At 51.0% G+C, this 15,219-nt stretch carries 14 protein-coding genes and 2 tRNA genes; 3 read left to right on the top strand and 13 right to left on the bottom strand.

Annotated elements, in window-relative coordinates:
- Nucleotides 1–167 precede the first annotated feature (167 nt).
- From ACLTD4_RS28690 to ACLTD4_RS28680, 3 genes are read left to right on the top strand one after another with little or no spacing between them, the layout of a single operon-like run.
- Nucleotides 168–1,055 (top strand): sugar phosphate isomerase/epimerase family protein, encoded by an 888-nt coding sequence (locus tag ACLTD4_RS28690; RefSeq protein WP_117623974.1) that lies wholly within the window; start codon nucleotides 168–170, stop codon nucleotides 1,053–1,055.
- Between the two features lie 15 nt (nucleotides 1,056–1,070).
- Nucleotides 1,071–2,414: an ABC transporter substrate-binding protein gene (locus ACLTD4_RS28685; protein ID WP_117623973.1), complete on the top strand. Its 1,344-nt coding sequence runs from the start codon at nucleotides 1,071–1,073 to the stop codon at nucleotides 2,412–2,414.
- A gap of 12 nt (nucleotides 2,415–2,426) precedes the next feature.
- Nucleotides 2,427–3,227, top strand: coding sequence for an HAD-IIA family hydrolase (locus ACLTD4_RS28680; protein WP_181988719.1), 801 nt, complete (start codon nucleotides 2,427–2,429; stop codon nucleotides 3,225–3,227).
- A gap of 103 nt (nucleotides 3,228–3,330) precedes the next feature.
- Here ACLTD4_RS28680 and ACLTD4_RS28675 read toward each other — a convergent pair.
- From ACLTD4_RS28675 to ACLTD4_RS28615, 13 genes are all read right to left on the bottom strand, one after another.
- A tRNA-Leu gene (locus ACLTD4_RS28675) sits at nucleotides 3,331–3,416 on the bottom strand.
- Between the two features lie 3 nt (nucleotides 3,417–3,419).
- Nucleotides 3,420–3,501: transfer RNA gene (locus ACLTD4_RS28670), tRNA-Tyr, on the bottom strand.
- A gap of 209 nt (nucleotides 3,502–3,710) precedes the next feature.
- Nucleotides 3,711–5,774: a glycoside hydrolase family 13 protein gene (locus ACLTD4_RS28665; RefSeq protein WP_117623972.1), complete on the bottom strand. Its 2,064-nt coding sequence runs from the start codon at nucleotides 5,772–5,774 to the stop codon at nucleotides 3,711–3,713.
- A 513-nt stretch (nucleotides 5,775–6,287) separates the two neighbouring features.
- Nucleotides 6,288–8,108: an ATP-dependent zinc metalloprotease FtsH gene (ftsH, locus tag ACLTD4_RS28660; protein ID WP_055659172.1), complete on the bottom strand. Its 1,821-nt coding sequence runs from the start codon at nucleotides 8,106–8,108 to the stop codon at nucleotides 6,288–6,290.
- Nucleotides 8,109–8,120: 12 nt separating this feature from the next.
- Nucleotides 8,121–8,648: a hypoxanthine phosphoribosyltransferase gene (hpt, locus tag ACLTD4_RS28655; protein ID WP_055659174.1), complete on the bottom strand. Its 528-nt coding sequence runs from the start codon at nucleotides 8,646–8,648 to the stop codon at nucleotides 8,121–8,123.
- Entirely contained in the window at nucleotides 8,641–10,029 is a 1,389-nt protein-coding gene (tilS, locus tag ACLTD4_RS28650; RefSeq protein ID WP_117623971.1) for a tRNA lysidine(34) synthetase TilS, read from the bottom strand. The genes hpt and tilS overlap by 8 nt, the downstream gene beginning before the upstream one ends.
- 242 nt (nucleotides 10,030–10,271) lie before the next feature.
- A complete protein-coding gene (locus ACLTD4_RS28645) occupies nucleotides 10,272–11,684 on the bottom strand; it encodes a SpoIIE family protein phosphatase (RefSeq protein ID WP_055659177.1) in 1,413 nt (470 codons plus the stop codon).
- Between the two features lie 116 nt (nucleotides 11,685–11,800).
- Nucleotides 11,801–12,124 (bottom strand): septum formation initiator, encoded by a 324-nt coding sequence (locus tag ACLTD4_RS28640; protein ID WP_029467076.1) that lies wholly within the window; start codon nucleotides 12,122–12,124, stop codon nucleotides 11,801–11,803.
- A gap of 20 nt (nucleotides 12,125–12,144) precedes the next feature.
- Nucleotides 12,145–12,507 carry a spore cortex biosynthesis protein YabQ gene (yabQ, locus tag ACLTD4_RS28635; protein WP_002605176.1) on the bottom strand — a complete coding sequence of 121 codons (363 nt, stop codon included), beginning with the start codon at nucleotides 12,505–12,507 and terminating at the stop codon, nucleotides 12,145–12,147.
- Between the two features lie 18 nt (nucleotides 12,508–12,525).
- The gene (gene yabP, locus ACLTD4_RS28630) at nucleotides 12,526–12,810 is read right to left on the bottom strand and encodes a sporulation protein YabP (RefSeq protein ID WP_002605177.1); all 285 of its coding nucleotides are present in this window, start codon (nucleotides 12,808–12,810) and stop codon (nucleotides 12,526–12,528) included.
- A gap of 60 nt (nucleotides 12,811–12,870) precedes the next feature.
- Nucleotides 12,871–13,110, bottom strand: a complete 240-nt coding sequence (locus ACLTD4_RS28625; RefSeq protein WP_002605178.1) for an RNA-binding S4 domain-containing protein — start codon at nucleotides 13,108–13,110, stop codon at nucleotides 12,871–12,873.
- A 3-nt stretch (nucleotides 13,111–13,113) separates the two neighbouring features.
- Complete coding sequence (locus ACLTD4_RS28620) at nucleotides 13,114–13,389, bottom strand: HU family DNA-binding protein (protein ID WP_002605179.1); 276 nt, start codon at nucleotides 13,387–13,389, stop codon at nucleotides 13,114–13,116.
- Between the two features lie 141 nt (nucleotides 13,390–13,530).
- A partial coding sequence (locus ACLTD4_RS28615) for a putative bifunctional diguanylate cyclase/phosphodiesterase (RefSeq protein ID WP_412331755.1) occupies nucleotides 13,531–15,219 on the bottom strand: 1,689 nt, incomplete at its 5' end.

Raw genomic sequence — 15,219 nt, 5'->3', positions numbered from 1 at the left:
CCCCTCATGAGTGAGGGGCAGGGGAGTTGAGAGTGCCGAAGGCACTTTGTTCTATTTTTTAAGCGGAGTGGACTGACCGTACCGTTTCCCAATCTGGAAAAAGGAGGGGGCTTTTTAAACAGCGGGAGCGTACGGCCTGATTGCTAATAAAACTAAGGAGAAGAGAGATGAAGCTATCAACAACAACATTGTTTTATGGTCCGAGACCGGATGGAAGTGTGGCGCCCATGCTGGAGAGTATTCGCAGAATTCACAGGGCAGGCTTTAGAGATTTAGATCTTAACTTTGCGTGGACCAGAAGGCATAAGACAGAGTTGTTCTATCAGGACTGGAGAGAATGGATACAGGAATGCAGGAGTCTGATCGGGGAACTGGGGATGACGGTCAGCCAGTCACACGCTCCATTCTATAATGTGATCGATCCGGACTACCCCTATCGGGAAGAAGAGGAAGAGATGGTGCGCCGTTCTATCATCGCTTCGTCGGAGCTGGGGGCCGGTATCGTAGTCATTCACGGCGGTTCCCTGCCATACTGCCCGGATTACCGGAAAAACAAGCGGGAAAATATCGAGTACTTAAAACCGCATCTGGAGCTGGCCGCCGAGTACGGGGTAAAAATAGCCATCGAAAATCTATTCGACATCAACGACAGTGAAAAACGGGTTCGTGTTCCCCGTTATCTGGCGGATCCGGAAGATTTAATCGATCTGGTGGATACGCTGCACCAGTCCTATGACAATGTGGGGATCGTCTGGGATTTCGGCCATGCCAATCTGATGCACTGGAACCAGCCGGAATGCCTTGAAATGATGGGAGGCCGCCTGATTGCTACCCATGTTCAGGATAATTACGGTGTCATTGACGACCATCTGCTGCCCTATCTCGGTACAATAGAATGGGAGCCCATCATGAAGACCTTAAAGAAAATCAACTATCAGGGGGCGTTCGCTTATGAGACACATAAAATGACGGACCGCCTGCCGGATCCAATGATCGATGCAATGATGCGTTATGCGTATGAACTGGGGGAATATTTACTTACGCTGGCGAACTAAAGAGGAGGAGAGACTATGATAAAAAGATATTTGGCGGGGATCGCATTACTGACTGTTATCACCATGAGCGGATGTTCTGCAAAAGTTCAGGAAACAACGGCGGATGCCGGCACTACACCGGCCGACAGCGCACCGGCCGCCGAGGCGGCTGCGGACTCAGGGGCTGCTTCCGATGTGATAGAGATCGAATTCTGGCATGCGCTGGAGAACCAGTATGAAGAGACATTAAACCGTGTAGTCGGTGACTTCAACAGTACACACGACAGCATCGTGGTGAAACCCATGTATATCGGAAATTATTCCGCGTTAAACGAGGCCATCGTCTCGGCAAATGCAGCCAATACGAATCTTCCCGGCGTCGCCATGGCCAATATCCCTTATGTCACGGGCTACGGCGCAGGCGGACTGTGCGAAGACCTGGGGCCCTATATCCAGCGCGACGGATTTGAGATTGACGACTTCGGCGAAGGTCTGATTCAGGCAGCGAAATACGAGGACGTCCAGGTTGCCCTTCCATTTCTCGTATCCACGGAAGTGGTCTATTACAACAGGGATTTAATGAAGGAGTTAGGCCTGGAGATACCGAAGACCTGGGATGAGATGCCCCAGTTTTTAGAGAAGGCCTCCGATGTCGGCGCGGATGGCAAGACCAACCGCTACGGTATGGTAATTCCCGGCTGGATCACCTGGTACTACGAACCATTCTTTGTCAACAACGGAGTCCAGATGGTCACGCCGGAAGGCAGGACAGACCTGGCCTCTGACAATTCCATAAAACTGGTTTCCCAGTTAAAGGACTGGTGCCAGAAGGGCTACACCTACCTTGCCACAGGAGAAGACGCGGCTTCCGTCATGCGTCAGAACTTTATTGACGGAAAGGCTTTATCCATCGTTTACACCAGTTCCTTATTTGACACCATGGCAGACAGCTGCAGCTTTGATGTCGGGATGGAATGGCTGCCCGGAGGCAAGACAAAGGAGCAGGAATTAGGCGGAAATGTCTTATTCCTCCCGGCCAAGAACGATCAGAAGGTAAAGGACGCCTCCTGGGAATTCCTCTCTTACTTAATGAGCAAGGAGGTCAATATGATCTGGGCTTCCGAGTCCGGATATCTGCCCACCAGAAAATCGGTTCAGGAGACCGAGGAAGGCAAAGCCTTCCTGGAGAAGAAGCCGGAGTTCCAGATTATTTTCGACAACCTGGATGTCATCACTCCCGGAATTCAGCGTTCCGACTGGAGCCAAGCATCCACCACGTGGAAAAACTGGATGGACGAAATCATTCAGGAGGATCTGGACGTTGAATCCGCTCTAACTGAAATGGCAGAAGAGATAGACGAAATACTGGGTGACTCGTAAAGGAGAAGGGCATTGAAGGAACAAAGAGTATCACTGCTTGAAAAGACAGAACTTTTTGTATTGGACATGGATGGAACCTTCTACCTCGGAGAACGCATATTAGAGGGAGCTCTGGAATTTCTGCAGACGCTTAAGGAGACAGGACGGCGCTATCTGTTCTTCACCAACAATTCCTCTAAGTCCTCCGAGTCCTACATCGAGAAGCTCAGACGCATGGACTGCTCCATCGACTCCAGCCAGATCATGACCTCCGGTGACGTAATGATCGAATATCTGAAGCATTATTATCCGGGAAAGACCGTCTATCTGCTGGGAACTCCTACGCTGTGCGAAAGCTTTCAAAAGGCCGGCATCCCACTGACCGAAGAGCGGCCGGACCTTGTGGTGGTGGGGTTTGATACGACGCTTACCTATCACAAGCTGGAACGGGCGTGCAGTTACATCCGGGATGGGGCGGCATTTCTCGCCACCCATCTGGATATCAACTGCCCGACAGAGGACGGATTCATACCTGACTGCGGCTCCTTCTGTGCGGCGATCACGCTGTCCACAGGAAAAACGCCTAAGTATGTGGGAAAACCTTTTCCGGAGACCGTAGAGATGATTTTAGAAAAGACGGGCGCCGCCAGGGATCGTACCGCCTTTGTCGGAGACCGCCTGTACACAGACGTGGCCGCCGGCGTAAACAACGGAGCCGCCGGTCTTCTGGTTCTGACGGGGGAGACGAAGAGAGAGGATCTCGGTCACGCAAAGGTCCGCCCTGACGGTGTCTACCTCTCCTTAAAGGAGATGGGGGAGCTGTTAAGAGGATAACATTTAATACGATTAGACAACAGGAAGAAGGAGTCCCTGTTACGAATTTTTATAAATAATAAAAAGCTGCAAAAGTGAATGTTCACTTTTGCAGCTTTTTTACTGCCGGCGACCGGAATCGAACCGGTACGGGCGATTAGGCCCGCAGGATTTTAAGTCCTGTGCGTCTGCCAGTTCCGCCACGCCGGCATATGGATGGTGGTGGATTCGAACCACCGAAGCAATTTGCAGCAGATTTACAGTCTGTCCCCTTTGGCCACTCGGGAAACCATCCAAAATGCTTTGACAAGCAGTGATTATTTTATCACAGAGAGCATAAAAAATCAAGCGGTTTTCATCGGCTGTGCGATTATTTTTTTTGTATTTTTCATCCTCTTTTTTCCATCCGGACATCCCGCTCTGACCGGCCCGGCCTTCTACGTCTCTGCCGGACCAATTAAGAGCGTGTTTGAAAATTGCTGTATAGTGCCGCCGAATCTGGTCCTACACCCGGTCTGTTGCGAGCAGAATGGCGCTGTTGGCGGGCAGGAAGACCGATACCTGACCGTCTGCGACCTCATAGCTGATTCTGCCCACATTGTATCCTGTCTCGTACGTCAGCATGTGGCGTACCAGCGTATCTCCGTCCGAAAGGCCCAGCTGCCATACCGGAAGCTGGACATCCCGCTCCGTCGCCCGGTTGTTTACGATCACGGCACAGACGCTGTCGCCGCAGAACCGGCCGTACGCGATCAGCTGCCTTCCTGCCAGCAGCTGCTTTAATGAGCCGCGTCTCAAAGCGGCGATCCGGTGATGAAGCCCCGTCATATATTTATGAAATTCAATCAGCTCCAGATTCTCATTGCCCCACGGATACGTTCTCCGGTTATCGGGATCCGTCCATCCGCAGACTCCGGCCTCATCGCCGTAGTAGATGGTCGGCGCTCCCGGCCAGGTCATCTGGATTAATACGGCCTCACGGAACACGCCGTAGTTCACACCCTCGGAAGCCGCCTTGGCCCCTTTCGTGCTGATCCGTCCCACCATCCGGTTCGTCCTCGTTAAGAAACGAGAGTGATCGTGGTTGGACAGTTCGTTCATGGCCACCATCATGGAATTCGTCATCATCCGGCTCATATGGTAATTCATGGAGCGGAAAAAGCTCTCTCCATCCCCGTAGAGATTGGGATTACTCTCATCACTGTGTTTCTCCATGCCTGTCAGAAACCAGGTTACAGGCTCCATAAACGCGTCATAGTTCATCACAGTGTCCCACTGGTCTCCAGCCAGCCAGCTGGAGGGGTCGCCGTAGTGCTCTGCCAGCACGATCGCCTTTGGATTGGCCTCCTTCACCGCGTTCCGGAAATCCCGCCAGAACTGGTGGTTGTATTCGCTGCTGTGGCCTAAATCGGCAGCGACATCAAGTCTCCAGCCGTCCACGTTGTACGGCGGAGAAACCCACTTACGGGCAATCTTCATGATGTATTCATACAGCATGGGTGATTCCTCATAATTTAGCTTCGGCAGCGTGGAATGGCCCCACCAGCCGTCGTAGGAATCGTTGCAGGGCCATGCGTCATCCTTATAGAACTTAAAAAACGTATGGTACGGGCTGTCCTCCGAGACGTACGCCCCAGCTTCATAGTCGCCGGACATCTGGTAAAGCAGTTCTCCGTCCAGCCATTTGTTAAAGGAACCGCAGTGATTAAACACGCCGTCCAGGATGACCTTCATCCCCCGGCGGTGAACCTCAGCCACAAACCGTGCAAAAAATGCGTCACTGGCCTCCAAATTCTCCTTTGCCGTGCTTCTTATCATATACTTGGTCGCCTGGCGGTTATCGGCGGCCCCGCTCTTCAGCGGCTCTCCGCCGTCCTTCACAATCACGCCGTAATGCGGATCAATATGGTCATAATCCTGGCAGTCATACTTGTGATTGGATGGCGACACGAAAATCGGGTTGAAATAGATGACATCCACACCCAGATTCTGAATATAATCCAGCTTATCCCATACGCCCTGCAGGTCACCGCCGTAGAAGCAGCCCACGTCCATCTGACTGGGATATTTGCTCCAATCCGACACATGCATGACATTCTGGTCTATATAAAAATACTCGTTATCCACGACATCGTTGGACGGATCGCCATTGCAGAACCGGTCCACGTAGATCTGATACATGATGGCGCCCTTGGCCCAGTCCGGGGTGCTAAATCCCGGAGCGATCCGGAAATGAAAACACTCCTGATTATCCATCGTCGCCCCCAGCCGGTTATAATAACAGGCCTCGCTGCCTTTTACCACTTTAAAGCTGTAGCTGATTCTTTCCCTGCCGACTGTAATCTTATATTCGTAGTAATCAAATAAACCGTCGGAGTCTGACTTCTCCATAACGGCTTCGTTCCTGCTGCCATCTTCTATATAATATACATAATCCACATTATCCCTTGCGGTCCGGAAACGTAAGTATACGTCGTCTCCTTCTAAAGGCTCTGTGGGAAATCGGAAATTTTCTGTCTCGTCGGTAAATAACGCCTCTCTGTTTAACGCCTCTGCCTGGAAGCACATACGGTTATCCTTCCCTTTCTCATTTACTCCTGTATCTATTTTATCTGATCAGGCCTAAATATACAACCCCGTGGGCTCTTAGTTTCTTCATTTTTTCATGCCCAATCCCTCGTTTTCTTCCAACCTTTTCCGTATTCCCCAGGGTCACTTTCCTGCTGAAATAAAAAACGGTCAGCGGGGGAGCTGACCGTTTTTTGGAGAAGGTATTTCGTTTCTTATGGGGTGTAGCAAAAACTATATAATGTATTGGGGGGGTTTACGATTAATAATATATCATGCTTTCAGAAATAAGTGTGCACAAACATCATTTTTTTCATTCCTGTTTTTCCGTCATTTTTGATTTTACCCCATTTTACAGACAAAAAAATGCAGGCACCCGGCGCCAATCTTAGGCATTTTACCGGGCATCTGCATATTTCTTCATGATTCTGATCCACAGCGTGTTTCTGCTATTTCAATCCACATTCGAGTCCAGAATGCATAACCCGGAATGGCATAGTAGCTATGCTGCCATTAAATCTCTGCCGGGAACAGGCTTTCAAACTCCTGCTGGCCAATCTTCTCTTTCTCAATCAAAAGCTGGGAACAGGAATGAAGTACATCCTCATGCTTCATGATGATATCCTTCGCCTTGGTGTAGCAGTCATCGATGATACGCTTCACTTCGCTGTCGATCGTGTTGGCAACCTCGTTGCCGTAGCTCTTGGTGTGAGCCAGATCGCGGCCGATGAAGACCTCATCGCCGTCATTGTCGTAATTAATCATACCGACACGGTCAGACATACCGTACTGAGTCACCATGGAACGGGCCGTCGCTGTCGCCTGCTTAATATCCTGGGATGCGCCGGTGGTAATATCGCCGAAGACCAGTTCTTCTGCGATTCTGCCGCCTAAATCCACCATGATATCCTGCAGCATCTTTCCCTTCGTGTTGAACATCCGGTCGCTCTCCGGCAGAGGCATGGTATACCCCGCCGCGCCGATGCCTGTAGGAATGATGGAAATGGTATGAACCGGTCCCTCATCCGGAAGCACATGGAACAGGATCGCGTGACCGGCCTCGTGATATGCCGTAATCTTCTTCTCCTTCTCGGAGATGACCTTGCTCTTCTTCTCCGCGCCGATTCCAACCTTGACAAACGCCTTATTGATGTCCGCCTGGCTGATAAACTTCCTGTTGTCGCGGGCTGCATTAATCGCCGCCTCGTTCATCAGATTCTCCAAATCGGCACCGGTAAATCCTGCCGTGGTCTGAGCCACGCGTTTTAAGTCCACGTCCTCTCCCAGGGGTTTCTCCTTGGAATGGACGATTAAGATCTCTTCTCTGCCCTTGACGTCAGGTGTTCCCACTCCAACCTTCCGGTCAAACCGGCCCGGACGCAGAATGGCCGGATCTAAAATATCCACACGGTTGGTGGCCGCCATGACGATGATGCCTTCATTGACACCGAAACCATCCATCTCGACCAGCAGCTGGTTTAAGGTCTGCTCCCTCTCATCGTGGCCGCCTCCCATACCGGTACCTCTCCGGCGGGCAACGGCGTCGATCTCATCGATAAAGATGATACAGGGCGCGTGCTTCTTGCCTTCTTCAAATAAATCGCGGACTCTCGATGCGCCGACACCGACGAACATCTCCACGAAATCGGAACCCGAAATGGAGAAGAACGGAACTCCCGCCTCCCCTGCCACCGCCTTTGCGAGCAGCGTCTTACCGGTTCCCGGAGGGCCCACAAGCAGAATGCCCTTGGGGATACGCGCTCCGACACTGGTGTATTTCTGTGGATTCTTTAAGAAGTCCACCACCTCGGCCAGTTCTTCCTTCTCTTCTTCCAGACCGGCGACCTTTCCAAAGTTGACCTTATTGGCATCCTTGGCCAGATGCGCCCGGCTGCGGCCGAAATTCATCATCTTGGCGTTGGCGCCTCCCGATCCTGCTCTGGCGTTCATCAGCATGAACATGCCAACGAGAACCACGGCAGTCAGGATAATCGGCAGAACGATGGTCAGGAAATAATTCTCCTGGGGTACGTTCTCCGTGGTATAGACGATTCCGTTCCTGTCCAGCAGCTCCTGTGCTGCAATGACGTCCGGAACATTCACGACTTTGGCCTGTTCCGCCGATCCGTCGCTTATAATCAGCACGACCTGGCCGGTGGGCGTCTGCTGGTTCTGCTTAATAGTCGCTGCGACTACGCTGCCATCCTCGATGGCCTTCATATATTCCTGGTTACTGATCTTCTCATTCTGTCTCGGAAACATGCTTGCTACGATCAGCATGATCACGAGGATCAGAACGAGACCTAACCCTCTAAATGGTTGCTGTTGTTTCAACGGGCTGCCTCCTTATTGCTGTTCTATTACTCCGATATACGGCAAATTCCTGTATTTCTGGTCATAATCAAGACCGTATCCCACGATGAACTGATCCGGTACGGTAAAGCAGGTGTATTTAACCGTAACCTGTTTCTTCACACGGCGTTCCGGCTTATCAAGCAGGGTGCACAGCTCGATGCTTCTCGGGTTTCTCTGCTTCAGGACTTCAATCAGATAAGAAAGCGTATTGCCGGAATCGATGATGTCTTCCACAATCAATACATCCTTTCCCTCGATCGGTTCATCCAAATCCTTTACGATCTTTACGATTCCACTGGATACGGTGCCTGCGCCATAGCTGGATACAGACATGAAATCCAGGGTCAGCGGCAGGCTGATTCTCTTTGCCAGCTCGCAGGTAAAGAACACTCCGCCCTTTAAGATGCAGATCAGATGAAGGGGTCTGCCTTCGTAATCACTGCTGATTACCTCCCCCATCTCCTTGATTCTCTTTGCTACTTCTTCTTCCGATAACAATACACGTATCTTATCATTCATCAATTTTTCCTCCGTCTATTTGTATTTGCAGTACTGTATGAGTATCGTCTGTAATTTTATAATATTCACTGATCCGGTATCCGATGATCCAGAGAATGTGTGATCCGTCCGCCGCCAGCAGAATCTTACCGCGTTCTTCCTTCGGAATCTTTTCATCGATCATAAACGATTTGACTGTCTTTCTGCCGCCGCCGGCGAGCGTAATATAGTCTCCGGTTTCCCGATACCTCACAGAGAGCGCACTATTGATTTTATCATAATCAAACCATTTCGTATACCTGTTTTTGGGAATTTCCTGCCCTTTTTTGTAAGGAAATGTCGTCATAACGGGCATTATTCCGGTTTCTTCGCCGCCGCTCTGGGAAAAAAGCTTTTTTTCCTCTTTTTTTATCCACAATTCCTCGTAGGTCCGAAGAGCATATCCCCCATCCGGCAGCTGGATCCGCCGTCCCACCGGCTTAAAAAGAAGCTTTTCGGCCTCCTCCACGTGGACGGAGGCAATATCCTTTAAAGACAGATACGTCTCTCCGATCATCTGCCGGATCACGTACTGACGGACAATGGGCTCTTCCTGTTTTAATATCTCCGCAGAAATTCCAATGGAAATAACGCCGCCGCCCTCCCGTCTCTCCCGGATGCCGACGCTCTCCAGAATCCGCCTCGCGGTTCTCTCAAAACAGGCATCCGCGGCCGCGGCCGTCTTTGCCGCCTGCAGGATATTGGATGGCGCCCCTTCGTTGATCCGTTCCCTGACAGCGGGAATAATCTCATGGCGCAGGCGGTTCCTGATATAATCCGTCCCGCTGTTTGTAGAGTCCTCACAATATGATATCTCTTTTTCTTCCAGATATGCAAGAATCTCTTTTCTCGTTACGGAAAGCAGAGGCCGTATAACGGCGTCCCGCACCGGCCTCATCCCGCCAAGCCCTTTTAAGCCGCTTCCGCGGAACAGGTTATAGAGCACGGTCTCCACCTGATCATCCGCGTGATGAGCCACGGCGATCTTCGCCGCATGGCGAAAAAGGCGCTGTTCCTCCAGAATCCGGTAGCGCAGATGCCTTCCCGCTTCCTCCTCTGAGACTCCGTTGACACGGGCGTACTCTGCCACGTTCGCGTGCACACAAACAAAAGGCACTCCCAGATTCTCTGACAGTTCCTGTGCGTATGCGCTGTCACGGTCCGCCTCCTTCCCCCTTAACCCATGGTGGACATGGACCGCGAAAAGCTCTATGTTCAGTTCTTTCTTCAGTTCGCTTAAGATCATCAGAAGGCTCACCGAATCCGCGCCGCCGGACAATCCTATAATTACGCGGTCGCCCGGGACGAGCATATCGTGCTCCCGGATGAATTCCCTGATGGTTTCCAGTATTTTTCTGTGCATGGTGACACCGCCTTTGTAGATTTTTCCCGGTATAATTATAAATATACCATAAAGAGGAAAATCGTGAAAGTCCGACTCGAAATGTTGACTGGAAATTTTAAACGGGAGGATTGTATGGAGGCGTACGGAAGGATCGGATGACAGTTGTAACAAATTCAGAAGGCGCAGGGTACATGCCTTCTGAATTCGTATGGGCCGGCAGACAACGGCTGCCGCATGGCACAGACAGATCTCCTAAACCTTCAGCGGTCCCAGATACCGGCAGTTAAGACGGTCATGTCGTCACCCACGTACTCATTGAATGAGCGGGCGAAGAGAAGAATGCGGTCGGCCATGTCCTGTGGATTTTTTATGGGCATTCCGGCTATGAATTCCAGGAGTGACAGCTCCTTGTCCTCACCGGGCAGGGCGTCTAAGACGCCGTCGCTGACCATGATGATGCGGTTGTCGTCCCACAGTTTTTTGGAAAGAAGAATCGGTTCTACCGGATTTAAGATGCCCATGGGGACCTCGCCGGCCTCCAGAAGCTCCACTCCGCTGGGAGTCAGTATATAGGTGGCCGCGGCCCCCAGCTTCATGGCCTCCAGGATTCCTGTATGTAAGTCGATGCATCCTAAGTCAAGAGTCGCGGGATGCTGCACGTTGCCGGTCAGAAGAAGCACCGTGTTGACAAGCTTTAAGGCGGCCCGGGCGGAAAAACCGGTTTCCAGGAGCCTCTCTGTCAGCTCTATAACCTGACGGCTCTCTTCCTCCGCGATTTCACCGCTTCCCATGCCGTCGGAGAGGCTCATGATCACCTGGCCGGGCATGATCTGGCTGAAGCTGTAGTTGTCCCCCGAGACGGCCTCCCCTGTCTTTATGGCGCGGGCGGCGCCGTAGACCATGCGGTAACGCCCCTTTTCCACAAAACGGATCGTGGCCGGCTGCTTCGTGATTAAGTTTCTGCCGTCGTGGGCGACACACCACTCGTTTTCGTCCATGGCTTCCTCCAGCAGCTCCGCCGCCTCCTTCGCAGTCACGCAGCGCCCATTTCCGGTCCGCATGGTGAGGAATGCCTCTTTCTGGTGGTTTTCATACTCCAGAATCAGCATTTTTTCAATGATAATGTGGCGGCGCTTGAATTCCTTCTCCACCGCGTCCGCCTTGTCCTGGGTAATGTCCACCGCCTTTTCCATCTGGTGGGAGAATTCCTCCAGGATAACGGCGAGCTCCTTAAACTGGATGATGACCGCATCCCTGCTCTCCAGGAACCGGTTCTTCCAGGCTAAATTCATCGTTGCTTTTCCGAGACTGCGGTTTAACTGGTCCACGTACTCGTCCCGGTGTTTGCAGGTCTCGAGAAACATGCGGGGCATGTCCCCGTAATCCAGATTCCCTTTTTGCTCAAACGAGCGAATCAGATAATACAGATAGTAGTTATTTTCCTGTTCCTGGCTGGAATAGATATTGCACTTGTTGCAGCCCGCGCATACCATGGCTGCGGCTGTCTGCATCGCCGCAATCCCATCTTCCTTCGTAAGTCCCTGTCCGGCGGACAATTCATCTGTACATGCTCTGGCCAGCTCTCCGAGGGAGCCTGCCATGTCGTTTAATCTCTTCGCTGTATATACATTCACATCAGCCATATCGTGATGCTCCGCCTTACGTCTGAACACAAAAATTCCCTCCTGCCTGTTTTTATGCATACTGTTCCTAACGCACATTATATACAGGTTGGAGGGAAATATTTGTCAAATCTTAACACCCTGTCCCAAAAATATTACGACAGGATTCACTCTTTTTTCTTCGGTTTCAACAGAATCTCGTCAGGATTCACCAGCCCCAGCTTCTGTTTCGCCACCTCTTCTATGTACTGCTTCGTCTGGACATAGATCCGGTACTCTTCCAGTTCCTTCGAGCGTTCCAGCTCCTTGTCCCTCTGAGCGGTTAAGTTCTCCTCACGAATCTGGTATTCCAGTTCCTTGTCCTTTAAGGAGGCTCCCTTGACCGTAACGATGACTGCCAGGCTGAATACCACAAAGGTGATTCCGATCAGGGCCATACGGTTGCCCCATTTATCTTTCCGTTTTCTCCTCGATTTTCCAAAATTACTCATTCTCTTTATCACCAGCTATTCTATCGTTGCCGTTTCTTTCTGCGGCGGAAACACTTGTCTAGCTTCATTCTAAGATATTTCCATGTATTTTTCAAGAACTTTAGAAAAAACCTGCTGATCAGCCGGTCGTATAAAAACATTCCGATAAAGACACCTGCGATGACGTATCCCCTTAAGCCTCCGTCATTCTGTTCATACAGCAGGGAGAATGTCACCAGGCTCGCGTAGACCCAGTATACCATGTCCTCCACGCCCATGATGACGGGAAGGTGAGGAATGAAGATGCGGAGGATCCTTAGAAAATCATACGTCATCATAAGCCCTGCGCCCGTGGCAAAGCTGTAGAGCAGAAGTCTCACCTCATATACAATATGGACGCTCATAGGACTCCTTTAGGCTCTTTATTTGAATAATCTGGTAAACAGGGATTCTCCGGACTTTCTTAACGCCTCGTTGGAGGAATAGTTTAAACTGTCGATGGTGCCGTCTAAGTCTACCTCTCCCTTTTCCAGGGTCAGCCTGCTGACATGCAAGTCCTTCCCCTTGACAGTAAGAAGCCCCAAATCGGTATCGAGCACCACCTGATTCTCATCGAACGACACGACCTCCCGGATCCCCGTAACGGTTCCGGCCCCTCTGTTTTCCAGTGTAAGCTTATGCGGGCGGATATTCATCTTCTCTTCCATTAAAAAACCTCCTAATATACCTGTCTAAAGTATATTAGGAGGCGCGCCTCTTTATTCCTGTTAAATATAGCGATAAAGCTCTTTCGCTTCATCCTTTTTTACAGTCTCCGCTACATCGAGGACTTCCACCTTTACGGAGCTTGTCCCGAAATGAATCTCGATGATGTCGCCTTCCTTAACGTTTAAGGAAGCCTTCGCCGGTTTATCATTCACGACCACGCGGCCTGCGTCGCAGGCTTCGTTAGCCACAGTTCTTCTCTTGATGAGCCGGGAAACCTTTAGGAATTTATCAAGTCTCATGAATTATGCGTTCACCATATCCTTTAATGCCTTGCCAGCTTTGAATTTTGGTGTCTTGGAAGCCGGGATATTCATAACTTCGCCGCTCTTCGGGTTTCTTCCTTCTCTTGCTGCTCTTTCAGAAACTTCAAATGTACCAAAACCAACTAACTGGATTTTTCCGCCGTTTACTAATTCTTCAGATACTACATCTGTGAAAGCCTTTACTGCCTTCTCTGCATCCTTCTTGGACAGTTCTGCCTTCTCTGCTACTGCTGCGATTAATTCTGTTTTGTTCATTGATATCTTCCTCCTAGAATGTAGTATTTAACTACGATTTTTCTCGTTAATACGATACTATATCATTTATAGCTGTTTCTCCTGTTTTTGTCAAGGTTTTTTACCTTTTTATTGGCTTTGCCCTTAAAAATATTCTGGGTCTTAAGCCAGCTCTTTACGAATGAATAAAAGCGCTTCCATTTTTTCCCTTTCCATGGGTTTTGCGTAGTAATAACCCTGGGCCAGATCACAGCCGATGCCCTTGAGGAGCTCCTTCTGAGCGCCTGTTTCCACGCCCTCGCACACGGTTTTTAAATGCAGAATATTTGCAATATTCACGATGCCCTTGATGATCATCACGTTCTTTCTGTCCGCCATGTCACGGTTTAAAAATCCCCTGTCGATCTTCAGAACATCGGCCGGAACGTCCTGCAGCAGACCGAGGGATGAGTACCCCACGCCGAAATCATCGATAGCCGTCGAGAAACCGATTTCCCGCAGTTTTTTCATCTGGTCAATGATATTTTTGCTGTCATCCATAAACGCGCTCTCGGTGATCTCAATCTCCAGATATTTATACGGAACGCGATAGGCATCCGCAATCTCTTTCAGCCTCTCCGCCACATCCTCCCTCGCAAAATGGAGACGGGAAAAATTACACGCCACCTTAATCACCCGCTCTCCCGTCCTGATCCACTCGCTTAAACCCCTGCATACCGCTTCAAACATGCAGAAATCCATCTTCGTGATAAAGCCGTTCCGCTCGAAGAGAGGGATGAAGTAATCGGGATAGAGAATCCCTTTTTCCGGATGCTTCCACCGCACCAGCGCCTCCGCCGACACGATCCGCTCCGTCTTTAAATCATACTGCGGCTGGTAGTACGGAATAAATTCTCCCCGCTCCAGGGCGCCGTACATATCCGCCTCCACCTCGCTGTCATGCGTGTGGCTGTTCTGAAGGACGATAAAAGAGTAATCCGTCTCGGAAAACATCACATGCTGGTTCTTACCGTTCTTCTTCGCCTGGTACAGCGCCAAATCTGCGTAGTGGATCAGCTCCTTGGGCGTCTTTGTCTCTCCGCCCTTCCAGAAAATACTGCCCAGACTCACCGTGATATGCGTGTCGGTCAGCGGCAGGAGCTCATGCTTTAAATTCAGCTCCTGAATTCCGTACAGAATCTTCCCCGCGATATGGTCGATGGACTCCGCACAGGCCTCCGGGACCACCAGTGCAAATTCTTCCCCGCCCACGCGGCTGGCCAGCCCGTGGACCTCCGCCATAATGGTGTTCAGGAAATGACCGATCTTCGCCAGCACCTCATCGCCGGATAAATGGCCGTACGCATCGTTAAACGACTTGAAGGAATCGATATCCAGCATAAACACGCCGATGTTTCCCTGCTTCTTCCCGATCAGATCCTCCAGATACCGGTACAGGGTCTCCCGGTTGGCTGCTCCGGTCAGGGAGTCAATGGCGTTTAATTCCTTCAGACGCTCATTCTGCTCCTGCCACTGGCTGTATACGTGATTGAAGACGGAGGCAAACTCCCGCACCTCCGCCGATCCTGCCGGCACCAGATGAACCGGCGACGTCCCATCCGCGCGCTTTAAAGCGACGGAATATTTGAGGAACGGCTTCAGAACCAGCAGATAGAAGGAGACCAGCGCCGCAGCGAGCAGAAGAAGCACGGCTGCATTGTCCGTCTGGGCCAGCGCCAGCGCACGCTCCGTTTCCGCCATGGCGGCCTTTACCTCCTCGTCTTTTCTGCTGCGCAGCATCCTGCGGAAGCGGTTTAAGCTGTCCGTAATCAGATCCTTTCCCGCCTCATACTCCGCTCCGAATATATAATC

Source organism: Hungatella sp. (assembly GCF_046966825.1).
The sequence above is the reverse complement of the archived record's forward strand: the minus strand, read 5'-3'. Positions and strand labels throughout refer to the sequence as shown.